At 68.2% G+C, this 24,197-nt stretch carries 18 protein-coding genes and 1 tRNA gene; 13 read left to right on the top strand and 6 right to left on the bottom strand.

Going from position 1 to position 24,197, the window contains the following annotated elements; genetic code table 11:
• Positions 1–85 precede the first annotated feature (85 nt).
• Positions 86–1,060 carry a HEAT repeat domain-containing protein gene (locus tag D7W79_RS04115; RefSeq protein WP_120524013.1) on the top strand — a complete coding sequence of 325 codons (975 nt, stop codon included), beginning with the start codon at positions 86–88 and terminating at the stop codon, positions 1,058–1,060.
• Positions 1,057–1,833, top strand: coding sequence for a TatD family hydrolase (locus tag D7W79_RS04110; protein WP_120524012.1), 777 nt, complete (start codon positions 1,057–1,059; stop codon positions 1,831–1,833). Before D7W79_RS04115 ends, D7W79_RS04110 begins: the two co-directional genes overlap by 4 nt.
• Here the strand turns inward: D7W79_RS04110 and D7W79_RS04105 are convergent.
• From D7W79_RS04105 to D7W79_RS04085, 5 genes are all read right to left on the bottom strand, one after another.
• Positions 1,820–3,787 (bottom strand): HD domain-containing phosphohydrolase, encoded by a 1,968-nt coding sequence (locus tag D7W79_RS04105; RefSeq protein ID WP_120524011.1) that lies wholly within the window; start codon positions 3,785–3,787, stop codon positions 1,820–1,822. The genes D7W79_RS04110 and D7W79_RS04105 overlap by 14 nt on opposite strands.
• Positions 3,788–3,792: 5 nt before the next feature.
• On the bottom strand, positions 3,793–5,337 hold the full coding sequence (locus tag D7W79_RS04100; protein WP_120524010.1) for an OB-fold nucleic acid binding domain-containing protein: 1,545 nt from the start codon (positions 5,335–5,337) through the stop codon (positions 3,793–3,795).
• Positions 5,338–5,403: 66 nt separating this feature from the next.
• The gene (locus D7W79_RS04095; RefSeq protein ID WP_120524017.1) at positions 5,404–6,543 is read right to left on the bottom strand and encodes a class I SAM-dependent rRNA methyltransferase; all 1,140 of its coding nucleotides are present in this window, start codon (positions 6,541–6,543) and stop codon (positions 5,404–5,406) included.
• 127 nt (positions 6,544–6,670) lie between these two features.
• Complete coding sequence (locus tag D7W79_RS04090; RefSeq protein WP_120524009.1) at positions 6,671–7,042, bottom strand: hypothetical protein; 372 nt, start codon at positions 7,040–7,042, stop codon at positions 6,671–6,673.
• A 47-nt stretch (positions 7,043–7,089) separates the two neighbouring features.
• Complete coding sequence (locus D7W79_RS04085) at positions 7,090–8,685, bottom strand: NAD(P)/FAD-dependent oxidoreductase (protein WP_120524008.1); 1,596 nt, start codon at positions 8,683–8,685, stop codon at positions 7,090–7,092.
• Between the two features lie 330 nt (positions 8,686–9,015).
• Here D7W79_RS04085 and D7W79_RS04080 point away from each other — a divergent pair, with 330 nt between their 5' ends.
• On the top strand, positions 9,016–9,228 hold the full coding sequence (locus D7W79_RS04080) for a hypothetical protein (protein WP_244221582.1): 213 nt from the start codon (positions 9,016–9,018) through the stop codon (positions 9,226–9,228).
• A gap of 103 nt (positions 9,229–9,331) precedes the next feature.
• On the opposite strand, the gene D7W79_RS04075 is transcribed toward D7W79_RS04080, so the two are convergent.
• Positions 9,332–9,976: a diacylglycerol kinase gene (locus D7W79_RS04075; protein WP_120524006.1), complete on the bottom strand. Its 645-nt coding sequence runs from the start codon at positions 9,974–9,976 to the stop codon at positions 9,332–9,334.
• 80 nt (positions 9,977–10,056) lie between these two features.
• On the opposite strand from D7W79_RS04075, the gene D7W79_RS04070 reads away from it, so the two are divergent.
• From D7W79_RS04070 to D7W79_RS04025, 10 genes are all read left to right on the top strand, one after another.
• Positions 10,057–12,936, top strand: coding sequence for a golvesin C-terminal-like domain-containing protein (locus D7W79_RS04070; protein WP_120524005.1), 2,880 nt, complete (start codon positions 10,057–10,059; stop codon positions 12,934–12,936).
• A 97-nt stretch (positions 12,937–13,033) separates the two neighbouring features.
• A complete protein-coding gene (gene gap, locus D7W79_RS04065; RefSeq protein ID WP_120524004.1) occupies positions 13,034–14,047 on the top strand; it encodes a type I glyceraldehyde-3-phosphate dehydrogenase in 1,014 nt (337 codons plus the stop codon).
• 60 nt (positions 14,048–14,107) lie between these two features.
• Positions 14,108–15,313: a phosphoglycerate kinase gene (locus D7W79_RS04060; RefSeq protein ID WP_120524003.1), complete on the top strand. Its 1,206-nt coding sequence runs from the start codon at positions 14,108–14,110 to the stop codon at positions 15,311–15,313.
• A 36-nt stretch (positions 15,314–15,349) separates the two neighbouring features.
• Positions 15,350–16,111 carry a triose-phosphate isomerase gene (gene tpiA, locus D7W79_RS04055; protein ID WP_120524002.1) on the top strand — a complete coding sequence of 254 codons (762 nt, stop codon included), beginning with the start codon at positions 15,350–15,352 and terminating at the stop codon, positions 16,109–16,111.
• Positions 16,112–16,195: 84 nt separating this feature from the next.
• Positions 16,196–16,609 (top strand): preprotein translocase subunit SecG, encoded by a 414-nt coding sequence (gene secG / locus D7W79_RS04050; protein ID WP_120524001.1) that lies wholly within the window; start codon positions 16,196–16,198, stop codon positions 16,607–16,609.
• A gap of 85 nt (positions 16,610–16,694) precedes the next feature.
• A tRNA-Leu gene (locus D7W79_RS04045) sits at positions 16,695–16,776 on the top strand.
• Positions 16,777–17,003: 227 nt separating this feature from the next.
• Positions 17,004–18,512: a type I restriction-modification system subunit M gene (locus tag D7W79_RS04040; RefSeq protein WP_120524000.1), complete on the top strand. Its 1,509-nt coding sequence runs from the start codon at positions 17,004–17,006 to the stop codon at positions 18,510–18,512.
• 8 nt (positions 18,513–18,520) lie between these two features.
• Positions 18,521–20,041, top strand: coding sequence for a type I restriction-modification system subunit M (locus D7W79_RS04035; protein WP_244221581.1), 1,521 nt, complete (start codon positions 18,521–18,523; stop codon positions 20,039–20,041).
• The gene (locus D7W79_RS04030; RefSeq protein ID WP_147441792.1) at positions 20,034–21,221 is read left to right on the top strand and encodes a restriction endonuclease subunit S; all 1,188 of its coding nucleotides are present in this window, start codon (positions 20,034–20,036) and stop codon (positions 21,219–21,221) included. The genes D7W79_RS04035 and D7W79_RS04030 overlap by 8 nt, the downstream gene beginning before the upstream one ends.
• Entirely contained in the window at positions 21,218–24,184 is a 2,967-nt protein-coding gene (locus tag D7W79_RS04025) for a type I restriction endonuclease subunit R (protein ID WP_120523998.1), read from the top strand. Before D7W79_RS04030 ends, D7W79_RS04025 begins: the two co-directional genes overlap by 4 nt.
• Positions 24,185–24,197 lie beyond the last annotated feature (13 nt).

Below are 24,197 nucleotides of genomic sequence, written 5' to 3'. Positions count from 1 at the left end.
ATCAGGGCCCATTCCTCCGGCGGCATCAGGAACTTCAAGGACGCGCCACGGCCGAGCATGGCTGGGGCGGGCGAGGTGACGAGACGTGGCGGACTGGCGTGCCGAGCGGGACCGCGCCCTGTTGACCCTGGAGCGTGAGAAGCGTCCGGCGAGCCGGGCCGAGGCGGCGGACCTGCTGTTCCACCTGGCCTCCGAGGAGCCCACGCACGCCGACGGGTTCGCGGACGTGCTCGTGCGCCTGCTCGCGGATGCGCAGCCGGAGGTGCGCTGCTCGGGCGTGAGCCTCGCGTCCGTCATCCTGCCGCCGGAGCAGCTTCCGGACATGCTCCTGCCCCGGCTGCGCGACGAGGACACCCGCGTGCGCCTGGAGGCCACCGGGCGGCTCGCGGACCTGGCGCTGCCGCACGCGCGCGGGGCCCTGGCCGGCATGCTGGAGGACCCCACCCCCGAGGTCCGCTTCGAGGCCGCGCGCGGCATCGCCTCCCTGAAGCACCCGGCGGGCCTGGACGTGCTCGTGGCCGCGCTGGACGTGGAGACGCTGCGCTTCCGGGCGCTGGGCGCGCTGGCGGAGCTGGAGGACACGCGGGCGCTGCCGGCGGTGAAGCGCCTCTTCGGCAAGTGGCTGCTGCCCGCGTTCGACAAGACGCAGGCCGCGGGCGTGCTGCTGAAGCTGGGCGATCCGGAGGGCGCGGACTGGCTGATGCAGCGCACGCGCAAGAAGTGGAGCGCGGACCGGGCGTTGGCGGTGGAGCTGTGCGGCGAGCTGAAGGTCCCCGGCGTGCTGGAGCGCTTGAAGGACATCCTCGCGGACGTGAAGGACCCGTGCCGGGGCGCCGCCGCGCGCGGGCTGGGCCGGTTGGGAGATGCCCGGGCGCTGCCCTGGCTGCTCGCCGTGCTGGAGGACCGGAGCGCGACGGAGGACGACCGGCTGGACGCGGCGGATGGCCTCTGGCGCCTGGGTGTGGCGGAAGGGGTGGAGCGCCTGCGCGCCGCCGTCCCCACCTTCGCCTCGGAAGAGGCACGGCAGGAATTGGAAGAGCTGTTTCGGGAGAGCCCATGAAACTGGTTGATGCGCACTGCCACCTGGAGCCGAAGGACTACGCGGACGTGGCGCCGGTGCTGGAGCGCGCCCGCGCCGCGGGCATCGTCCACGCGGTGCTGGTGGGCCAGTTCCACGGCCCCGGTGACTGGGGCCACGCGCTGGAGGTCGCCGCCCGGCACCCGGACTTCCTGTCGCCCACGCTGGGCATCCACCCGCACGAGGCCGCCCGCGCCACCGAAGCGGACTTCGAGATGCTGGAGCGCACCTGTGCCCGCCCGGAACTGCGCGCCGTGGGCGAGGCCGGGCTGGACTACTACTACGACCACTCGCCGCGCGAGGTGCAGGCCACCGTCTTCCGGCGCCAGTGCGCGCTCGCGAAGCGCCTGTCCAAGCCGCTGGTGGTGCACGTGCGCGACGCGCATGACGACTGCGAAGCGGCCCTGGCGGCGGAGGACGTCACGAACGGCGTCATCCACTGCTTCACCGGCGACACGGCCGCGGCCCGCAAGTACCTGGACCGGGGCTTCTTCCTGTCGCTGTCCGGCGTCGTCACCTACAAGAAGACGGAGGCCCTCCAGGACGCGGTGCGCTTCGCGCCGCTGGAGCGCCTGATGGTGGAGACGGACAGCCCCTTCCTCGCGCCGGTGCCCCACCGCGGCCGCAAGAACGAGCCCGCGCACGTGCTGGAGACGGCGAAGAAGGTGGCGGAGCTGAAGGGCGTCTCACTGGAAGAGGTGGCCCGCGTCACCACCGCGAACGCGGCCCGCCTCTTCAACCTCACGCTGGGCTGAGCGCGTTGGCCAGGGCTTCCAGGTCCTGGTCCAGCTGCGGCATGTCCAGGAGCAGCGCGTCCGGGTCGTAGACGAAGTCCGCCTGCTTCATCTTCAGCAGGGCCTGCAGCGCGGGCTCTCCCGCGTGGCCGCCGAACGCCGCATGCACCACGCGCCCGCGCTCCAGGTGCAGCGAGCCCTCCAGCGTGTGGTGCCGCAGCTGGAGCTTCCCGCTCTTCTTGCCGCCCCCCAGCGTGCGCAACAACTCCTTCGGGGGCAGCTCGTCGAAGCTGCCGCGCACCACCCGGCCCGGACCGTTGTGCTGCACCCGGTCCTGGAACAGGGAGAGCACCGTGCGGGCGACCTCCGCCTTGTCGCCCGGGGACAGCACCGCGGTCGCGCCAGCCATGAGCAGCCGCTCGCGCGCCTGGGCATCCGGTTCACCGACGACGGCGATGGGCAGGCCCGCGCTCTCCGGCGTGGAGCGCACGGCCTCCAGCAGGTCCATCACCTCCTGCTGGCCCAGCCGCAGGCTCACCACCAGCACGTCGCAGTCCTGCCGCGCCAGGCCGTCCAGCGCGCCGTCCAGCGTGGACAGCGCGTGCGCCACCAGCTCCTGCTTGAGCACCGCCTCCAGCAGCTCGCCGCGCGTGGCCTCGTCCGGCTCCGCGATGAGCACCTGCCGGCCCTCGCTGGCCAGCCGGTGCACCAGCAACGAGCCGCTCTGCAGCTGGCCGACGATGTCCGCCACCACCGGGTCGTAGAGCACGCCCGCGTTCTGCTTGAGGTGCTCCAGCGCCTGCTGCTTGGTGAAGACGCGGCCGTGCGCGTTGCCCGGGTTCTTGGTCAGCTCCAGGAAGCTGTCCACCGCCGCCAGGATGCGCGCGCCCAGGGTGATCTCCTCGCCCTTGGCGCCCTGGGGCGTGCCGGAGCCGTCCCAGGCCTCGTACAGCTGCGCGAGGATGGTGTTCACCTGCGCGGGCAGGTGCACCGTCTCGAAGAGCTTCGTGGGCGCGCGGCAGCACGCCTTGGCCTGTGCCTTCCATTCGGCATTGGCCGCGTTGCTCGCCAGCGAGTAGTGCCGCTCCGACGGCTTGCCCAGGTCGTGCAGGTACGCGGCGATGGACAGCGCCGCCAGCTCCTTGTGGGGCATGCCCATGCGCTGGCCGACGATGCCCGCCTGCCGCGCCAGCTGCGCGGAGTGTCCCCGGTGCCGGGGCCGGTCCTGCTCCAAGAGGCCCACCATCAGGCTCAGCGTCTCCACGTAGTCCGTGTCGCTGATGAGCCCGCGCGGGCCACCGGGCTCGCGCCGCTGCGTGGAGACGCGCGCCACATTGGTGCCGCTGCCGGCGCGCTGCAGCCGCATCCGCGCGTCCGTCTCCAGCCGCATGCTCAGGCTGGTGGCGCTCCGGCCGGCGGAGGAGCCGCCGCGCCCGGGCTCCGCGCCCACGTGCGTGTTGGACGGGGTGTCCGGACGGCGGGGACCGTTGGAGGCGCTGGGGCCCTCCAGGAGCGTGGTGAACGCCGTGGGGTCACCGTAGTAGTGCTTGCGGATGGCCGCGGAGATGGCGCTGCGCAGGCCGATGTACGCGTAGACCTCCGACATGCCGGTGACGAGGGCGATCTCGTCGAGCAGCGACTTGTTCTGCGGCTCGGCGGCCACCACCGACAGCAGCTTGCGCTCCGGATCGATGGCCAGCGGGAGCACGTTCTGTGCTTCCGCCAGCCGCACCGGCAGCTTGTCCAGCACCTTCGTGTCGATGCGGGCCTTGGCCAGCTTGTCCGCGGTGACGAAGCGGGTCTGGAACTCGTTGGCCAGGAGCCGCAGCAGCGCGGCTTCCTGGAGCAGGCCCAGCTCCACCAGACAGTCCCCCAGCTTGTGGCCGGTGATCTTCTGGTGCTCCAGACCCTGCTCCACGGCCCCGGGGGTCACGAGGCCGGCCTCAATCAACCGCTCTCCCAGCCGCTTCGCCATGGACTTCAGCCCTCCGAGGAGCCACCACCCTCACCACCGGACTTCGCGGGCGCGGACGGAGCCAGCGCGCTGAACGGCTTGAAGGTCAGCTCGCCGGGCAGGCTCTTGGGGTCGCGCGGCGGACGGTCCTCACGCGGCGGACGGGCAGGGCGCTCCTCGCGCGGCGGACGGTCCTCGCGCGGCGGACGGTCCTCGCGCGGCGGACGCTCGGCGCGGGGCTCGCGCGGAGGCCGCGGCGGACGCTCCGGACGGGCCTCCTGGGACGCCGGGGCAGGGGTGCCCTCGCCGGCCTGGGCAGGAGCGCTCTTGTCGCCGCGCGCCTTGCGCTTCTCCTCGCGGTGCTTGCGACGGCCGCCCTCCACCGGGGCCCGGCCGCGGCCGGTGGGCACGAAGCCCTTCCAGAGCGAGCGGTCGTACGCGCGCAGGTGCTCCGTCCAGCGCTCGTTCGGGTCGCGCTGCATGGCCTCCACCCACGAGGAGATGCGCGCGTCGAGCGAGCTGAGCGTGTCGACGATCTGCGCCTCCAGCGTCACCGGCACCTTCGCGCCGGGGGCGCCGGACGTCCCCTGCTGGGAGATCGCCAGGTGCGTCAGGTGCTGCTCCAGGAGCGGCGGGAAGCCCGGGATGCCCAGGGTCTTCTCGCGGATCTTCTGCGCCGCCAGCACCGCGTGGCCCACCAGCCGGCCCTCGTCGGAGGTGTCGAAGCCCTTGTCGGACGCCCCGTCGCCGCCCTTCATCACGTCGTGCAGGAACGCGCCGGCCAGCAGCAGGTCGCGGTCCGCCATGGGGTAGTGGTCCGACACGCGCAGCGTCAGGCGCATCACCGACAGGACGTGCTCGGCCAGTCCGCCGCGCCACGCGTGGTGCACGCCCTTCGCCGCGGGCGCCACCGGCAGCGCCGTGGACACCTGCGCGTCGTCCAGGAACGCCAGCAGGAGCTGCTTCACGAACGGGTCGTTGACGCGCTCGGTGATGAGCTCGCGGATCTGCCCCACCGCGCGCGGTCCACCGCCGCCCTCATGGCGCTCGGGCTTGCCCTCGCCAGACTTGGCTTCGCCAGACTTCGCTTCGCCGGCCTTCGCTTCGCCGGCCCTGGCCTCGCCAGACTTCGCGTCACCGGACTTCGCCTCGCCCGACTTGGACTCGTTGGACTTCGCCTCGGCGGGCGGGGCCGGGGGCGGCTCGAACTCCTTGGGGTCGAGCGGTTCCGGATCCAGCCGCTCCACGGCCTCCACGACGACCTGGGTGCGGCCGTGGAAGACGATGACGCTGCCCTGCACGAGGACGTAGTCACCGTTCTGGAAGACGGGTTCGAGCGCGTCCACCTTGTCGAACACGCGCGCGTCCACCGTGCCGCTCTTGTCGGCGAGGGACAGCGACAGGAACACCTTGCCGCTGCGCGCGTTCACCTTCTCCTTCTTGGTGACGCGGAAGACGGTATTGACGCGATCCTTCTCGCGCAGGTCCGCCGCGTACACCTTGCGGACGGTCTCGACGGAAGCCTCCGGGGTGGAAGAGGTCGCGGCCTGGGACTCGTTTTCGGTTGTCATCGCGGCGCGGACACTAACACCGAGGAGGCCCGTCGAGGGCGAAACAAGACAGGCCTCCCCAGCGCTTCAGCTCACCTCCAGCGCCACCGCCTCCAGGTACTCGGCCCCCGGGGAGCCGACCGGCGCCGGGTGGTCCGGCGGCAGCCCCATCCGCGCCAGCCGGAAGGCGATGCGCGCCTCCTGCTCGCAGGCCGTGGCCACGCACTCGGTGAACGCCCCCTGCTCCAGTGGTGGGTGATAACCGACCACCAGGAGCCGCCCCCCATGGCGGGTGCGCCTCAGGCCCAGCCGCACCTGTTCGATGAAGTCCTCCGCGGACGCCACGCCCAGCGTGTCCAGCAGCACCAGGTCGAAGGTCTCCTTGATGGCCCGGAGCACGGCCAGCGGCTCGCCCTGTTCCACCGTCACCCGGCCGAGCAGGCCGTTGGCCTCCGCGTTCTCCCGCGCCAGGTCCGCCGCGTCCGCGTTGCTGTCGAAGGCGAGAATCTGCTTCGCCCCGTGCCGCCCCGCGTGGACGAAGAGGCCGCCCACGTTGCACGCCACGTCCAGCACCCGGTCCCCGTTGCCGGTGCGCCCCAGGAAGCGACGCAGCTCGCGGTGGTCGTACCCGTAGCCCGTGCCCCGGCCGTAGGTGAGGTCCACGGTGAAGCGCGCGCCCATCTCCAGCAGGCGGCACCAGCGCGGCGGCGCGCCGTACATCACGTGCGGGCGCTGCGCGGGCAGGCCCAGGGCCTTGCGCCGGAGCGTGTCGTTGCGCAGCAGCACGGAGGCCGCGCCCGTCACCTCTCCCAGCGTGCGGGTGATCTCCTCCTGCCGGGCGTCCATGGAGCGGGTGAGCGTCTGGACGACGAAGTGCTGATCATACCGGTCCACGATGAGGCCGGGCAGCCCGTCCCCGTCGTCGTTGACGATGCGGCAGAAGCGCGGATCATCCACCAGCCGGCCGCGCCGCTCGAAGGCATGGCGCACGTGGCGGGGGATGAGCCCCTCCACGGACTCGTCCGGCAGGCCCAGGCGGCGCACGGCGTAGGAGGCCTGGAGGTCCACGTCCCCCAGGCCCAGCAGCTGCCCGTCCTCGTCCTTGAGCTGCATGGGCGTGCCCGGCTGCGGTTCGCCCTCGATGGAGACGATGTCCTCGCGGCGCAGCCAGGGGGCGCCATGGCGAAGCTTGCGGGCGGCTTCTCGGGACAGGTAGGTGCTGAGCAAGGTGCGGTCCTCCTCCAGCGCGATGGAGGGCACCCCGCAGGGTGCCTTCCATCAAACATGGGCCGTGTGGGGCCTGCTGGCGGCGAGGGCCGTGCCGCTGCCCTGGAGGGCAGGGGAGGGAGCGGCGTCAGGGGACGAGCGGTGGCCGTTTGTAGGCCTTGAACGTCACCCGCATGAGGATCCCACTGACCACCAGGGCCAGAAGGACGCCCATCATGCGCACCCGGGGTTCCTGCCCCAGGACCATCACCGCCAGGGCGAGCAGGCCCAGGACCACCACGCCCAGGACCGTGAAGGTCTGCGCCCGGGCCGCCTTGCCGCTCCTGGGCTTCTTCGCCCGGGCGAGCACCGGCAGCGAGGACGCCTTGCGCCACTTCTCCGCGCCGTCCTCGCGCACCTCGTCGTCGGGGTCCACCAGCCCCTGCACGTAGGCGCGCTCGACGTCGCCCAGCGAGGGGAACGTCAGCTCACCATCCGGGCTGCGCACCTGGTACGCCATGGGTCTTCCTCCCTCCCGGCTACCCTGCCCGGAAGGGGGCGGGGACCTCAAGCCAGCTCCGTGGCAATCTGCTCAGCGGCGCGCAGTCCATCAATGGCGGAGGACACGATACCGCCCGCGTAGCCGCAGCCCTCGCCCACCGGGTACAGGCCGCGCATGGACACCGACTGCAGGTCGTCACCCCGGGTGATGCGCACCGGCGAGGACGTCCGGCTCTCGATGCCGATGAGCTTCCCCTCGTCGCTGATGAAGCCCTTCATCTTCCGGTCGAACGTGCGCAGCGCCGCCTTGATGGACTGCGTCAGCCGCTCCGGGAAGAGCTGGTTCAGGTCCGTGTGCGCCAGGCCCGGGCGGTAGCTGGTGTCACCCGGGTCCTTCTTCACGCGGCCCGCCAGGTAGTCGGGAATCGTCTGCGCGGGCGCGAAGAAGCGGCCTCCGCCCAGTTTGTAGGCCTCCGACTCCCAGTGCCGCTGGAACTCCAGGCCCGCGAGCGGCCCGTGGAAGCCCTCGCGCGCGAAGTCCGCGACGGACACCGACACGACGATGCCCGCGTTGGCGAACTTCGCGTTGCGCCGCGAGTTGCTCATGCCGTTGGTGCACTGCAGCCCCTCTTCCGTGGGCGTGGGCACCACGATGCCGCCGGGGCACATGCAGAACGAATAGACGCCGCGCACCTCGCCGTCCACGTCCAGGTTCTCCGCCAGCTTGTAGTCCGCGGGCGGCAGCTTGGAGTGCTTCGCCGCGGAGCCGTACTGGATGCCGTTGATGAGCGCCTGCGGGTGCTCCGCGCGGAAGCCCAGCGCGAAGGGCTTGGCCTCCACGCTCACGCGGCCGTCGGCGGCGAAGCGCTCGTACAGCTCGCGCGCGGAGTTGCCCGGCGCCAGGATGACGCGGTCGCTCTCCAGCGTGCGCCCGTCCGCCATCTTCACGCCCGCGATGCGGCCGTCGCGGTAGAGCAGGTCCTCCACGCGCTGCTCGAAGTACACCTGGCAGCCGCCCGCGATGAGCTCCTCGCGCAGCTTCGCCACCGCACCGGGCAGCAGGTCGGAGCCAATGTGCGGCTTGCCCTCGATGAGGATGTGATCCGGCGCGCCGTACTTCGCGAAGGCTTCAATCACCTTGCGCACCATCGGGTGGTTGATACGCGTGGACAGCTTGCCGTCCGTGTACGCGCCGGCGCCGCCCTCGCCGAAGTTCATGTTGCTCTCGCGGTCGAGCGACCCGTCGCGCATGAGCTTCGCCACGTCCTTGCGGCGCGTGACGACCTCCTTGCCGCGCTCCAGCAGGATGCTGCGCACGCCGCGCTCCAGCAGACCCAGCGCGCAGAACAACCCCGCGGGTCCCGTGCCGATGATGAGCGGCAGCTTCTCCGGCTCCTTCACGCGCGGCGGCACCTCCGGCGCGGGCGGGGCCTCGCTCACGTCCGGGGGCAGGCGCGGCGCCTTGCGGCCCGGGGCCAGCTCCACCTCCAGCGTGTAGATGTAACGCGGACTGCCCTTCTTGCGCGCGTCCAGCACCGAGCGCACCACCCGCACGGAGGCGAGGTCGCTCCGGGTGACCCCCAGCTTCTCCGCGGCGCGCTGGCCGAGCAGCTCCTCCGGCTCGTCCAGCCACAGCCCGATGTTGTTCACCCGGTACGCCATTGTGTTCTGACTCCTCGATGGGGGGGCGTATGTGCTCCACCCCCCGGAGGGAATGCAAGCACTTGAAAAGACGGGACGGCCCTTTGGAGGGGGAGGGGTGGGTGCGTACCCGCTGATGCACCCGGTACCGCGTTCCAGGCGGGGCGGACGTCCGGGTGCGTAACCCCCTTCGCACCTTCCACGTTCCGTGCCGTCCAGTTTCGGGCTTCAACCCCTGAGGACTGCTGAAGAATCCGTTTGGAAGAGAACGACTGGCACGGAGGTTGAAGACCGGACTCCCAAGCAGACGCAGCGCCCGGACACGCGGCGCTGATTCCGGAGGCAATTCCCGTGAGCACCGACCAAAAGGGCACCCGCATCCTCGCGCGCACGTTTTTCAACCAGCTGCGCGCAAGCGGTTACACGCCGCACCAGGTCATCGGCATCGCCACGGAGCTCCTGGAGCTGGTGACGACCGACCTGAAGGAAGGCGACAAGGCGGTCGCCGCCGCCCAGACGACGCCGGCCTCCGACGCCGGGACGGGCTTTCAGCCCCGCGTCTAGCCCGTTAGAATTCCCTTCGTTGACCCTCGGCGGGTGAGCGGGCTCCGGACCGGTTCCGGGCGCCCCGCCCGCGAGGTGGCGGGAGCAGCATCCTCCGTGTCGCTCAGGGCTGCGGATGGCGCCTGCGCTCGCGGGCCGCCGCGGCGGCGATGACGAGCAGCGCGGCGGTGAGCACGGTGAAGACCAGGCTCGCGGACGTGGGCACCGTCAGAGCGAGCAGCCCCATCGCCAGCATGAACGCGAGCACGTCCACGGCGGCGGGCCTCGGCTGGGGCAGCACGAGCACCGTGGCGCAGCCGGCCAGCGGCAGGCCCAGCGCGACCTGCCGGAAGATGGCATCCGTGCTGGTGCGCACGGTCTCCCAGTAGTTGATCAGGATGGCGGCGAAGATGACGACGGTGCCGCCCGCGAGCACGAGCACGCCCGCGGCCGCCGCGTCCTTGGTGAGCCGGGCCTTCTCGTCGAACTGCTGCACGGCCAGGTCCACCAGCTGCTCCAGCGCGCTGTTCAAGATCTCCGCGAAGAAGATGAGCAGCACGCAGAAGATGAGCGTCACCTTCTCCGCGAGCCCCAGCGGGATGCCGCTGCCCACCAGCCCCACCAGCACTCCGGAGATGAGGTGGATGCGCATGTTGCGCTGCCAGGCCACGGTGTGGATGAGGCCCGCCCACGCATGTCCGAACGAGGCGAACAGTCCGTTGCTGCGGCGGGAGGGAAACTGGGGATGGGAGGGTGCAGGAACGGTCATCGGAAGGTGAAGGGGTGGGCAGGCTAGCACCCACGGGTCCGATTGAAGCGGGGGAGTGAACGGGTAAGGTCGGTCGCGTGATGCGAACGTTCCCTCCGTCCTGGTCGCGCACGCTGGCGCTGACCCTGCTGTGCACCTCCTTCCTCGCTCAAGCGCAGGACACCCCTGAGGCCTTCGAGGGAGACGACCTGGGGCTCGAGCCGCCGGGTGTTCAATACCTGCCAGCTCCAGCCCCCCGGGACCACGAGCAGCGCCGCCTGTCGCCGGACGCACCCGCGGTGGTGCGCCGCGAAACACGCGCCGCGAAGTCCAATGTGAAGGCGGCGGGCGTGCCGCAGACGCGGCTGGGCGAGGGCGCGCTGTCCGGCAAGGTCATCTACCTGAGCCCCGGCCACGGCTTCTATCGCGACAACGGGCTGAAGCGCTGGGCGACGCAGCGGCCCAACACCTGGGGCGTGGTGGAGGACTTCATCTCCGCGGAGGTGGTGTCGCAGGAGCTGCAGCCCATGCTGATGGCCGCGGGCGCCACGGTGGTGACGGTGCGCGAGTCGGACCTGAACCCGCTCCTCGCCACCGTGGACAACGGCGGCACGGGCTACGTGGAAGGCGGGGACACGGCGCGCTTCCACGCCTCCGCGCAGAAGGGCTGGGCCCCGCCGCCCGTGCCCATGGGCAACGGCGTGGAGCCCTTCACGCTGGGCACCACGCGCACGCTGGACACGGCGGCCACCTCCACCGCGAAGGCGACGTGGACCCCGGATGTGCCCGCGGACGCGGCGTACAATGTCTACGTCTCCTACGGCTCCGACCCCACGCGTGCGACGGACGCGCACTACGTGGTGAAGCACGCGGGCGGGGAGAGCCACTTCCGCGTGAACCAGCAGCGCCACGGCGGGACGTGGGTGCTGTTGGGGCGCTTCTACTTCAAGACGGGGTCGCATCCGGAGTCCGGCGCGGTGGTGCTGGAGAACGACTCGGCGCAGGCCACGGGCGCGACGCTGTCCGTGGACGCGGTGCGGCTGGGCGGTGGACGCGGCCTGCTGGGCGACGCGGCACAGGGGCCGCTGTTGCGTCCCCGCTTCGAGGAGAGCGGGCGCTACCACGTGCAGTACAGCGGGGCGCCCTTCAGCGTGTACGCGCCGTCGGGGGCCAACGCCCTGTCGAACGAGCGCAACGCGGACGTGACGTCCCGGCCGCGCTTCGCCGCGTGGCTGCACGAGGAGGGCGAGGACGCCGTCTACCTCGCGTGGCACACCAACGCGGGCACGTCCGGCACCGTGCGGGGCACGGAGGGCTACGTCTACGGGCCCAACCCGGTGGACGGCACGCTCAACTTCACCGGCGTGGCGGGCAGTGACGTGATGGCGCGGGCGCTCTTGTCGCAGATTGAAACCGACCTGAAGCGCGAGGTGGATCCGACGTGGCGGGTGCGCAGCCTGCGCTCGGCGAACCTGGGCGAGGTGAACCCCACGCACAACCCGGAGATGCCCAGCGTGCTGCTGGAGATGGCGTACCACGACAACACGGCGGACGCGGCGAACCTCAAGGAGGCCCGCGTGCGCCATGTGGCCGCGCGCGCCATCGTGCAGGGGTTGATCAAGTACTTCGCGACCCGCGACGGCGCGGCGGTGCGACTGCCGCCGGAGACGCCGGGCGCGGTGGTGGCGCGCAACGCGACGCCGGGCACGGTGGAGGTGAAGTGGACCGCGCCCCCGCAGGTGGTCTCGGAGGAGGGGCGTGACGCGCCCACGGGCTACCGGCTGTACCAGAGCGCGGACGGCTTCGGCTGGGACGAGGGCTCGGAGGTCCAGGGCACGTCGGCCACCGTCACGCTGGCGGCCGGCACGCTGCGCTACTTCCGCGTCGCCGCGGTGAACGCGGGCGGCGAGTCCTTCCCGTCCGCCACGGTGGGCGTGCGCGCGGGGAGCACGCCGCCGGTGCTGCTGATCAACGCGTACGAGCGGCTGGACGCGACGGTCGCGTGCGGCGAGGAGCTGGAGACGCCGTACGACCTGGAAGCCCCGCTGCGCGTCTACCTGGAGGCGATGAACGACGGCAGCTACCTGCGCCAGCATGGCGCGGCGTTCGCGCAGGCGGCGGTGGCCTTCGACAGCGCGACGGGCAACGCGGTAGCGGCGGGGCTGGTGTCGCCCACGGGCTACCGGCTGGTGGACTGGTCCACCGGGCGCGGCGGCGTGGGGGGCGCGGGGCTGACGCGGACCGAACAGGACACCCTGCGCGCGTTCGTCACCGGAGGCGGGCACCTGATGCTGTCGGGCAGCCGCACGGTGTTCGCGCTCTCGCAGGGCAGCGCGGAGGACAAGCAGTTCCTCGCGGACATCCTCCAGGCCTCCTTCAGCGTGGGCTCGGCCCTTGGCCGCGTGGAGGGCTTCACGGGCGGCATCTTCGGGGACCTGCCGAACACTCCACTGGACGACGGGACGCTCGGGGGCTACCCCGTGGGGGTGACGGACATCCTGGTGCCCACGACCCCGGGAACGGACGTGCTCCGCTACCCCAACACGGGCCTGGGCGCGGCCGTCCTGTCGGGCACGGCGCCCGCGGGGCAGGTGCTGGTGCTGGGCTTCCCGTTCGAGGGCCTTGCGTCCAACCGCGAACGGTCGCGGCTGGTGGGCGAGTTCCTGGTTCGCTCGGGAATCCTGGCCCAGGCACCGGCACTGCCCACGGCGGATGTGCCGCCCGCGCTGAGCCCCCGGCCGCTGTCGTCCTGCGTGGCGGTGCGGGAGGTGGATCCGCATCCGGTGGTGAAGCCGCCGCCGGTGGATCCGCCGCCGGAGCCGACGGTCGTTCCGTCGCTCCCGAGTGACTATTCCCCCAAGGGCGACAGCGGTTGTGGGTGCGGGGCCGGGGCGGGAACGGCCTCCGGGCTCTGGGTGTTGGTCGGGGTGATTGTTCAGCTCCGACGTGCGCGCTCGAAAGCAGCCCACGCGAAGCGTTGACTCGGCGGGGGCGCCTGCCTACGGTCGCCCGCCTTCTTTACGAGACTCATGACGGTGGGCCGCGAAGGCCCACCCCTTCCAGGAGACGGAAAACACCATGGCCATCAAGCTCGCCATCAACGGCTTCGGTCGTATCGGTCGCTGCATCCTGCGCGCCGCGCTCAGCCGCAAGGAAGACCTCGAGATCGTCGCCATCAACGACCTCGACAAGCCGTCGGCGCTGGCCCACCTGTTCAAGTACGACTCCGTGCACCGCACGTGGCCGGGCGAGGTGAGCCACACGGACAAGGGCATCGTGGTCAACGGCAAGGAGATCGCCGTCACCGCGGAGAAGGACCCCTCCGCGCTGCCCTGGAAGAACATGAACGTGGACGTGGTGATGGAGTGCACCGGCCGCTTCACCGCGCGCGACGCCGCCGCCAAGCACCTGGCCGCGGGCGCCAAGAAGGTCATCATCTCCGCGCCGGCCAAGGGCCCGGACATGACCATCGCGTACGGCATCAACCACCACGAGTACGACCCGGCCAAGCACCACATCGTGTCCAACGCCTCGTGCACCACCAACTGCCTGGCGCCCATCGCCAAGGTGCTGGTGGACAACTTCGGCATCGAGAAGGGCCTGATGACGACGGTGCACAGCTACACCAACGACCAGCGCATCCTGGACCTCACGCACGACGACATGCGCCGTGCCCGCGCCGCCGCGCTCTCCATGATCCCCACCAGCACCGGCGCCGCGAAGGCCATCGGTGAGGTGCTCCCGGCCCTCAAGGGCAAGATGCACGGCCTGTCCGTCCGCGTCCCCACCCCGAACGTGTCCCTGGTGGACCTGACGGTGAACACCTCCAAGAAGGTCACCGCGGAAGAGGTCATCGCCGCGATGAAGGCCGCCGCCAACGGTCCGCTCAAGGGCGTGCTGGAGTTCAGCGACGCACAGACGGTGTCCGTGGACTACAACGGCAACCCGCACTCGGCCATCTTCGACGCCACCAACTGCTACGTGATGGGCGACAACCTGCTCAAGGTCATGGCCTGGTACGACAACGAGTGGGGCTTCTCCAACCGCATGGTCGACACGGCGAAGTTCCTCGTGTCCAAGGGCGTGGCGTAAGGCCGCATCCGTATCCCGGCACGTTGGGCTGACCGAGACAGGCACAAGGGACACCTAAAGATGATCCGCTACATCGATGACCTGCAGTTGACCGGCAAGCGCGTCTTCATCCGCGTGGACTTCAACGTCCCGCTGGAGGGGCGCCGCGTCACCGACGACACCCGCATCCGTGAAGCGCTCCCCACCATCCGGCGTGCGCTGGAGATGGGCGGCAAGGTCATCCTGGCGTCCCACCTCGGTCGGCCCAAGGGGCCGGACCCCAAGCTGTCCACGGTGCTCGTCGCGGAGAAGCTGGCGGAGCTGCTGCCCAGGAAGCCAGGCGACAAGCACGAGGTCATCCACGCGGACGACTGCGTGGGCGACAACGTGAAGAAGCAGGTGAACGACCTGAAGGCGGGGCAGGTTCTGCTGCTGGAGAACCTGCGCTTCCACAAGGAGGAGGAGGCGAACGACGAGGCCTTCTCGCGCGAGCTGGCGGCGCTGGCGGACGTCTACGTCAACGACGCGTTCGGCACGGCGCACCGCGCGCACGCGTCCACGGCCGGCATGGTCCCCTTCGTGAAGGAGAAGGCCGCCGGCTTCCTGATGCGCAAGGAGATCGAGTACCTGGGCGACAAGGTGCTGCGCAATCCGCAGAAGCCCTTCGTGGCCATCCTGGGCGGCTCCAAGGTGAGCGACAAGATCAAGGTCATCGAGAGCCTGCTGCCCAAGGTGGACGCGCTGCTCGTGGGCGGCGCCATGGCGTACACCTTCCTGAAGGCGCAGGGCATTGAAGTGGGCAAGAGCCGGGTGGAGGAGGGCGACAAGCTGGCGCTGGCGGCGAAGCTGCTGGACACGGCGAAGCGCCTGAAGACGCCGCTGGTGCTGCCCATCGACCACATCGTGTGCGCGGACCTGGAGGGCAAGGGGCCCGTGAAGGAGACGCCGGATCAGGTCGTCCCCGCGGACATGATGGGCCTGGACATCGGCCCCAAGACGCGCGCGATGTTCACGCAGCGCATCCGCGACGCGAAGACGGTGGTGTGGAACGGGCCCATGGGCCTCTTCGAGGTCGCGAAGTTCGCGGAGGGCACCCGCTCCGTGGCCGCGGCGATGTCCATCAACAAGGACGCCATCACGGTGATTGGCGGCGGCGACAGCGCGGCGGCGGTGGAGCAGATGGGCTACGCGGACAAGATGAGCCACGTGTCCACGGGCGGTGGCGCGTCGCTGGAGTTCCTGGAGGGCCGGGAGCTGCCCGGCATCAAGGCGCTGGAGACGAAGTAGGGCACCCACGCGGTACGCACCGGGGGAGACACCACGATGGCTCGTCGGAAGATCGTCGCTGGCAACTGGAAGATGAACAAGACGGTGCCGGAAGCGCTCGCGCTGGTGCGGGAGCTTCGCGGCGCGGTGGCGGCGCTGGGCGACAAGGTGGAGGTGGCCATCGCGCCTCCGTTCGTGGCGTTGCAGCCGCTGCACGTCGCGCTGGAGGGAGCGCCCCTCCAGCTGGCGGCGCAGAACTGCCACTGGGAGTCCTCGGGCGCCTTCACGGGCGAAGTCAGCGCGCCGATGCTGGCGGAGCTGGGGTGTGCCTACGTCATCGTGGGGCACTCGGAGCGCCGGCAGTTCTTCGGGGAGACGGACGCCACGGTGAACAAGCGGGCGAAGGCGGTGAAGGCCGCCGGGATGACGCCCATCGTCTGCGTGGGTGAGACGCTGGCCGAGCGCGAGTCGAACCAGACGCTGACGGTGGTGGAGCGCCAGGTGCGCGGCGCGCTGGAGGGCTTCTCCGGGGCGGACGTGGCGACGTTCGTGCTGGCGTACGAGCCGGTGTGGGCCATTGGGACGGGCCGGACGGCGACCACGGCGCAGGCGCAGGAGGTCCACGCGGCCATCCGGGGGCTGCTTACCCGGATGTACGACGCGGGGACGGCCGAGCGGGTGCGCATCCAGTACGGCGGGAGCGTGAAGCCGGACAACGCCGCGGAATTGCTGGGTCAGCCGGACGTGGACGGGGCGCTCGTGGGGGGAGCGAGCCTCAAGGCGGCGGACTTCGTGGCCATCGTCAAGGCGGCTGGCTGAAGCGGTCGGGCCCGTTAGAAGTTGTCACCCCTTGAGCACTTTGTGTAGGTTGCGCCCTCTTTTCACGGAGCGTTTGGAACACCCATGCTGACCTTCTTCACGATCGTGCACGTCCTGCTCTGCGTGTTCATGATCTTCGTCATCTTGCTGCAGCCGGGGAAGGACGCCGGCATGGGTTCCGCCCTCGGTGGCGGCGCCGCGACGAGCGCCTTCGGTGGCCGCGGCGCGGTGACCTTCTTGAGCAAGCTGACGGGCATCTGCGCCGGCTTGTTCTTCCTGACCTCGCTGGGCCTGTCCTTCGTGGGCCTGCGCGGTTCGGTGGCCGCGGGAGGTTCCGTGGCGACGCCGCCGGCGAAGACGGCCCCGGCGACCCCGGGAGCCACGACGCCGCCTCCGGCGGCACCGGGAGCGGTGGAGCAGGAGCGTTCCGCGACGCCGCCGGCGGAGGGCCAGCAGGCTCCCGCGCCGACGACGCCTGCTCCGGCGCCCGCGCAGTAGTCGTCAGGAAGCATCGGATTCACGCGACGGTTGAATTGGTTGTTGCGTGAATCCACGGGGTCCGGTACATGGACCCCGCCGAAACGCCCAGGTGGTGGAACTGGTAGACACACCATCTTGAGGGGGTGGCGCCGAAAGGTGTGCGGGTTCGAATCCCGCCCTGGGCACTCCGAACAAGAGCCTCCGAGTCGAAAGACTCGGGGGCTTTTGTCGTTTCGGGCTGGGCTTCCTGGCTATGTGCCTTTCGGGCGCATGTCGAGGGCGCGCACTGCGTCGTTCCTCATTTCCGGGCTCAGGAGGTTGGCGATTCTCGACACCTCGCGTGCCTTGATGGCGCTCTATCCGCCACCGTACTTTGGAAATCCATGCCTTCCGCCGCCCTGGAGCCCCGAACGTGAGTAGCCAGTCGCCCCTTGCGCTGCCCGTGACGCTCGCCGAACTTGAGTCGCACCTCTGGGAGGCTGCGAACATCCTGCGTGGCAGCCCGGTCGATCGCACCGACTGGAAGTCGTACATCCTGCCGTTGCTCTTCTTCAAACGCATCTGCGACGTATGGGATGAGGAGCACGGCGCAATGCTCACCGAGTACGGCGAGGACTTCGCCGACGAGCACCGCTTCCAGGTGCCCAAGGGCTGCCACTGGTCCGCCGTACGCCGCGCGCCAAAGAACGTTGGCACCGCGCTCGCAAATGCGTTGCGCGGCGTCGAGGCTGCGAACCAGAAGCACCTCTACGGCGTCTTCGGCGACGCGCAATGGACGAACAAGGACCGACTACCCGACGAATTGCTGAAGGACCTCATCGAGCACTTCTCGGCGCTCTCCCTCGGCAATGCCCGCGTCACCTCCGACGTGATGGGCGACGCGTACGAGTACCTCATCAAGCAGTTCGCTGATGCGACGAACAAGAAAGCGGGCGAGTTCTACACCCCGCGCAGCGTCGTACGCTTGATGGTCGACATCCTCGACCCCAAGGAAGGCGAAAGAATCTACGACCCGGCTTGTGGCACGGGCGGCATGCTGCTCGCGGCCGTGGAGCACGTGCGCGAGCGCGGCGGTGATCCCAGGACTTTCTTCGGTAGGCTGTCCGGACAGGAAAAGAACCTCACTACCGCCTCGGTCGCGCGGATGAACCTTTTCCTGCACGGTATCGAGGATTTCGTCATCGAGCGCGGTGACACCCTTCGCAACCCGGTGTTCACCGACGCGAGCACGGGTGGCCTCGCGACCTTTGATGTCGTCATCGCCAATCCGCCGTTCTCGCTGGAACAGTGGGGCCGCGAGGTATGGGAGACGGATCCGTGGGGACGCGCATTTGCCGGGCTGCCCACGGACAGCAACGCGGACATGGCATGGGTGCAGCACATGGTGAAGTCGATGGCACCCAAGACCGGCCGCATGGGCGTGGTGCTCCCGCAGGGCGCGCTCTTCCGTGGTGGTGTCGAAGCTCAGATCCGCAAACATCTCCTCGAAAAGGATCTCGTCGAGGCCGTCATTGGCCTCGCACCAAACCTCTTTTATGGCACCGGCCTGGCCGCGTGCGTGCTGGTGCTTCGTCAGCGAAAGGAGAAGTCCAAGAAGGGCAAGGTCCTCATCGTTGATGCGTCCTCGGTGTTCCGCCGCGGGCGAGCGCAGAACTTCCTGGACCCAATGCATGTCACCGAGATTCACTCGTGGGTGCAAGGTTTCGCCGATGTCCAGGATCGCGCGCGTGTCGTCAACCTCTCGGAGATCGAAAAAGAGGGCTGGACTCTGAACATCTCGCGCTACGTGCTTCCGCCAATCGGGGCCGACATCATGCCGTTTCCCGTCGCTGTCGACGCCTTCAAGAACGCCCTCTCGAAGTGTCGCAAGGCTGAAGACAACCTTCGTCGCGTCATGCATGAGGGAGGTTGGCTGTCTTGACTACGCACATGACCCAGCAAGAACTTGAGTCATATCTGTGGGGCGCCGCCGTCATCCTGCGCGGCCTGATCGATGCTGGTGATTACAAGCAGTTCGTCTTCCCGCTGATTTTCTTCAAGCGGCTCTCGGACGTGTGGGACGAGGATTACACCGCTGCTCTCGCCGAATCGAAGGGCGACACCGCGTACGCGACCGCGACGGCCAACGACCGATTCGTGATCCCGAACGGTTCGCACTGGGACGACGTGCGCGCCGCCGCGCGGGACGTAGGCAAGAAGCTCCAAACGGCGCTCCGCGCGATCGAGGCGGCGAATCCGGGACGACTCGACGGCATTTTCGGGGACGCTCCGTGGACCAACAAAGAGCGCCTCCCCGACGTCACGCTAAAGACACTGTTCGAGCACTTCTCGGGGCAGACGCTCTCGATCGCGAACGTGCCCGAGGACGAACTCGGCAACGGCTACGAGTTTCTCATCAAGAAGTTCGCCGACGACAGCGGGCACACGGCGCAGGAATTCTACACGAACCGTACCGTCGTCCACCTCATGGTGCAGATGCTCGAGCCGAAAGGTGGCGAGAGTATATACGACCCGACCTGCGGCACCGGGGGCATGCTCATTTCAGCGCTCACCGAGGTGAAGCGAAAGCGCGGCGAGCACCGGACACTCAAGCTCTTCGGTCAAGAGCGGAACCATATGACGGCGTCCATTGCGCGCATGAACCTCGTGCTTCACGGTGTGGAGGACTGCGAAGTCGCGCGCGGCGACACGCTAGCCGCGCCCGCATTCCACGAGGCAGATCGGCTCAAGACGTTCGATATGGTCCTCGCGAACCCGCCGTATTCGATCAAGCAGTGGAACCGCGATGCGTGGGCCACCGACTCTTGGGGCCGGAACTTCCTCGGAACGCCGCCGCAGGGCCGCGCCGACTACGCGTTCTTCCAGCACATCTTGAAGAGCATGAACCCGAAGACAGGGCGATGCGCGATCCTCTTTCCGCACGGTGTGCTCTTTCGGAAGGAAGAGGCCGAACTGCGCAAGAAGCTCCTAGAGGCAGACCTTGTCGACTGCGTTCTTGGGCTCGGACCGCACCTCTTCTACAATTCTTCAATGGAGGCGTGCGTCATTTTCTGTCGTTCAAAGAAGCCTTCGAAGACGCGCGGCAAGGTGCTGCTTATCGACGCGGTAAACGAGATTGCTCGCGAGCGGGCGATGAGCTTCCTTCGTCACAAGCACCAGCAGCGCATTAAGACCGCCTACGATGCGTTTTCTGATGAGGAGGGCTTCGCGAAAGTCGCAACCATCGAAGACATCGCCGCGCTAGACTTCAGCTTATCGATCCCCCTCTACGTGAAACGTAAGCCCGATACCTCGGAAACGATCACTGAGTCGGTACCTTCTCGTGCGCAGGCATGGGCCGCTTGGGAGGACTCAGGCTGTGCCTTCTGGCCTGAGATGGACGCTGTGGTCGACATGCTCGACACCCTTGTCGCCGAAGAGTCGCAGTTCGCGGAGGTAGCCAATGGCTAAGGGCTCCGCGACGTGGAAGCGAGTGAAGTTTGGCGAGGTAGTGCGCCTCGTGAAGGAGACCTGCAAGGACCCTGTTGCAGCCGGCGTCGAGCGCGTGATTGGGCTGGAGCACCTTGAACCGGGCGACCTGCGAGTTCGGTCATGGAGTTACATCGCTGATGGCACGACGTTCACAACGCGGGTTCGTCCTGGGCAGGTTCTCTTTGGGAAGCGCCGTGCCTATCAGCGAAAGGTAGCTGTCGCCGACTTCGACGCGATCTGTTCGGGCGACATCTATGTCTTCGAGAGCGCGAGTCCCGAACGGCTTCTACCTGAACTCTTGCCGTTTATTTGCCAAGCCGACGCATTCTTCGAACACGCTGTGGGCACTTCGGCGGGCTCGCTATCTCCTCGCACTAACTGGTCGAGCCTCGCGGAGTACGAGTTCGCGCTGCCCCCGGTGGAAGAGCAGCGACGCGTCCTTCCGATGATGGCCGCCTCGACGTACGTCCTTCAGGAGACATTATCACTCGTGACTGCGGCAAAGACGTTGCTGCGCGCGGGGCTTTCCAGACTCTTTCTCTTGCCCACGATTCCTCGAAGGAATCTGGTTACAGCGAGTCCTGGATGGCAAGTGAAGTCCCTTGAAGAGCTTGCAGACCCATCTCGCCCAGTCTCGTATGGTGTGCTCAAGCCTGGCGAACCCGTTAACGAGGGTGTTCCCATGCTGCGCGTGATGGACTTCGACGATTATGGAAGGCGGACCGACACTCCGGTCTTACGAGTTGCCCGCGCAGTGGCCGACACCAGTTCCACAACGTACTGTCGCGCTGGAGACTTGGTTGTCTCTGTCATGGCCACTATCGGACGCACATTTGTGGTTCCTCAAGCGATGGATGGATGGAACATGAATCGCGCGCTCGCTCTCGTACCATGCCGCGAGGCCCAAGTAGCGCGACTCCTTCATGCATATTTCCAGAGCGGATTTGTTCAATCGTTGCTCAGTGCGGAGAAGATTGGCAGTGCGCAACCCCGGATCAATCTCGCAGACCTAAGGACGCTTCCGGTGCCGGTGCCCAATGCCCTGGATACCGTGCTCGAGAACTGTGACCGCCTGTTTGCAACGCTGGACCATGCGGAGCGCAGACACGACCAAGCTCGGGCCGTCGTATCACAGCTGAGGGCGAGGGCTCTGTCATGAGTTTCACCGAAGCCTCCACCGTCGAGAACCTTGTCCGCGACCTGCTCTGCGGCAGCGTCACCCACCACACCGCCGTCGGCGCCGGTCTTGCGCGCAAGACCGGCAAACTCGCGGGGCTCGGCTGGCATTACCTGGCACCCGCGAACATCCCGCGTCAGCCCCATGAGGTCTTCGTCGAGGACTGGATCCGCGAGGCGCTCATTCGGCTGAACCCCGAATTCGCCGCCGTTCCCGACCGCGCCGACGAAGTCCTCTACAAGCTGCGGGCGATCGTGCTCGCGGTGCGCTCCGACGGCCTGCTCAAGGCGAATGAGGAGCTGACCGCGTGGCTGCGTGGGGACCGCTCGATGCCTTTCGGGCCAAACCACGAGCACGTCACCGTTCGTCTCATCGACTTTGAGAACCTGGAGAACAACCAGTTCGTCGTCACAAGCCAGTTCACCTTCCGCGCCGGTTCCGCCGAACGGCGCGCGGACCTCGTGCTGCTCGTCAACGGCTTGCCCATCGTCCTCGTCGAGGCCAAGACGCCCGTTCGCCAGGCGGTGAGCTGGCTTGACGGCGCACTCCAAGTCCACGACGACTACGAGAAGAACGTTCCAGAGCTCTTCGTCGCCAACGCGTTCAGTGTCGCCACTGAAGGCAAGGAGTTGATGTACGGCGCTGTTCGCATGCCCGTGAACCTGTGGGGCCCGTGGCGTGGCGAGGACGAGGCGGCGCCGGGCACGCTCGCGGGTCTGAAGGCGGCGGTGAGCGGCCTCCTGCGCCCGGCGGTGGTGCTCGACATCCTGGCCCACTTCACGCTCTTCGCGACGGACAAGAAGAAGCGCCGCATCAAGATCGTCTGCCGCTACCAGCAGTACGAGGCGGTGAACCTTATCGTGCAGCGTGTGCTCGCCGGAAAGCCGAAGAAGGGCCTCATCTGGCACTTCCAGGGGTCGGGCAAATCGCTGCTCATGGTGTTCGCCGCGCAGAAGCTCCGGCTCCAGCCTGCACTTGGCAATCCAACGTTGCTCATCGTCGTCGACCGCATCGACCTTGACGCGCAGATCAGCTCCACGTTCCACGCCTCGGACGTGCCGAACCTCGTAAAGGCCGAGACGCGCGAGGACCTTCAGCGACTGCTGAGGCAGGACACACGCAAAATCATCATCACGACGATCTTCAAGTTCGGCGAAGCCGAGGGCGTGCTGAACGACCGCGGCAACATCGTTGCCCTCGTTGATGAGGCGCATCGCACGCAGGAGGGCGACCTCGGCATGAAGATGCGTGCGGCGCTGCCGAACGCATTCCTATTCGGCCTCACCGGAACGCCTATCAACCGGCGCGACAAGAACACGTTCTACGCCTTTGGCGCCGAAGAGGATGCCCGCGGCTACATGAGCCGCTATGGCTTCGAGGAGTCGATCCGCGACGGTGCGACCTTGAAGCTCCACTTTGAGCCGCGCCTTGTTGATCTGCACATCGACAAGGCCGCCCTCGACCAAGCCTACCAGGCGCTCACAGGCGAGCTCTCCGACCTCGACAAGGACAACCTCGCGAAGGCCGCCTCCAGGATGGCGGTGCTCGTGAAAGTGCCCGAGCGCGTTCAGAAAATCTGCGAGGACATTGCAAGGCACTACCAGGACGCGGTCGCGCCCAACGGCTTCAAGGGCATGGTCGTGACCTTCGACCAGGAGTGCTGCCTGCTTTACAAGGCGGCGCTCGACAAGTTGCTGCCGCCTGAGGCGACGGAGATCGTCATCTCCGCGACTGGATCCAACGAGCGCTTCAAGCCCTACGCGCGCTCGCGCGACGAGGAAGAAAGGCTTCTCGATCGCTTCCGAGACTCCAGCGATCCTCTGAAGCTCCTGATTGTCACTGCGAAGCTGCTCACAGGCTTCGACGCGCCAATCCTCCAGGTGATGTACCTGGACAAGCCGCTACGAGACCACACGCTGCTCCAGGCCATCTGCCGTACGAACCGCACCTACGGTGATAAGAAGACCCACGGCCTCATCGTCGACTACCTCGGTGTGTTCGACGATGTGGCCAAGGCGCTGGAGTTCGACGAGAAGGGCTTCCGCAGCGTCGTCGGCAACATCGAAGGTCTCAAAGCCCAGCTCCCTGAAGCGATGCAGAAGTGCCTCGCGTTCTTCCCCGGAGTCGACCGCACCCAGACCGGCTACGAGGGCCTGATGGCGGCACAGGAGTGCTTGCCGAACAACGACGTGCGCGACGCCTTCGCTGCCGAGTACTCGGTGCTCAGCAAGCTGTGGGAGGCCATCTCGCCCGATCCGATACTGCTGTCGTTTGAGGTCGACTACCGCTGGCTCACGCAGGTGTACGTCTCGGTCCAGCCGACGAGCGGCACAGGCAAGCTCGTGTGGCACGCGCTCGGCGCGAAGACCATCGAGCTGATTCACCAGAACGTTCACGTCGATGCGGTACGCGACGACCTCGAAACGCTGGTGCTCGACGCCGAGTTGCTCGAAGCGGTCATGGGCTCGCCCAACCCAACGAAGCGCGTGAAGGAGTTTGAGATCAAGCTCACCGCGCGACTGCGTAAGCGTATGGGCGATCCTCGCTACACGGCGTTGTCCGAACGTCTAGAGGCGCTCAAGGAGCGCCACGAGCAGGGACTGTTGAACAGCGTGGAGTTCTTGAAGCATCTCCTTGAGCTGGCGCGCGACGTCGTACGTACCGAGAAGGACACGCCACCTGAGCAGGACGTGGACCGCGGCAAGGCTGCACTCACCGAGTTGTTCCAGCAGGTGAAGAACGACAAGACGCCTGTGCTGGTCGAGCGTGTTGTCGCCGACATCGACGAGATCGTGCGGCTCGTGCGCTTTCCCGGCTGGCAGAGCACGGCGGCTGGCGAGCGCGAGGTGAAGAAGGCCCTCCGCAAGAGCCTGCTCAAGTACCAACTCCACCAGGACGCGGAACTCTTCGAGCGCGCCTACGGCTACATCCGCCAGTACTACTGACCGGAGAGGAAAA

This window comes from Corallococcus exercitus (assembly GCF_003611585.1).
GTDB lineage: Bacteria > Myxococcota > Myxococcia > Myxococcales > Myxococcaceae > Corallococcus > Corallococcus exercitus.
Note: the sequence above shows the minus strand (reverse complement) of the source record. Positions and strands in the feature narration are given on the sequence as shown.

Bases quoted from the DNA above. Each gene is read 5' to 3' on its own strand.
- D7W79_RS04110 (WP_120524012.1), top strand. From the start codon at position 1,057: ATGAAACTGGTTGATGCGCACTGCCACCTGGAGCCGAAGGACTACGCG.
- D7W79_RS04105 (WP_120524011.1), bottom strand. From the start codon at position 3,787: ATGGCGAAGCGGCTGGGAGAGCGGTTGATTGAGGCCGGCCTCGTGACC.
- D7W79_RS04100 (WP_120524010.1), bottom strand. From the start codon at position 5,337: ATGACAACCGAAAACGAGTCCCAGGCCGCGACCTCTTCCACCCCGGAG.
- D7W79_RS04090 (WP_120524009.1), bottom strand. From the start codon at position 7,042: ATGGCGTACCAGGTGCGCAGCCCGGATGGTGAGCTGACGTTCCCCTCG.
- D7W79_RS04085 (WP_120524008.1), bottom strand. From the start codon at position 8,685: ATGGCGTACCGGGTGAACAACATCGGGCTGTGGCTGGACGAGCCGGAG.
- D7W79_RS04075 (WP_120524006.1), bottom strand. From the start codon at position 9,976: ATGACCGTTCCTGCACCCTCCCATCCCCAGTTTCCCTCCCGCCGCAGC.
- D7W79_RS04070 (WP_120524005.1), top strand. From the start codon at position 10,057: ATGCGAACGTTCCCTCCGTCCTGGTCGCGCACGCTGGCGCTGACCCTG.
- gap (WP_120524004.1), top strand. From the start codon at position 13,034: ATGGCCATCAAGCTCGCCATCAACGGCTTCGGTCGTATCGGTCGCTGC.
- D7W79_RS04060 (WP_120524003.1), top strand. From the start codon at position 14,108: ATGATCCGCTACATCGATGACCTGCAGTTGACCGGCAAGCGCGTCTTC.
- tpiA (WP_120524002.1), top strand. From the start codon at position 15,350: ATGGCTCGTCGGAAGATCGTCGCTGGCAACTGGAAGATGAACAAGACG.
- secG (WP_120524001.1), top strand. From the start codon at position 16,196: ATGCTGACCTTCTTCACGATCGTGCACGTCCTGCTCTGCGTGTTCATG.
- D7W79_RS04035 (WP_244221581.1), top strand. From the start codon at position 18,521: ATGACCCAGCAAGAACTTGAGTCATATCTGTGGGGCGCCGCCGTCATC.
- D7W79_RS04030 (WP_147441792.1), top strand. From the start codon at position 20,034: ATGGCTAAGGGCTCCGCGACGTGGAAGCGAGTGAAGTTTGGCGAGGTA.
- D7W79_RS04025 (WP_120523998.1), top strand. From the start codon at position 21,218: ATGAGTTTCACCGAAGCCTCCACCGTCGAGAACCTTGTCCGCGACCTG.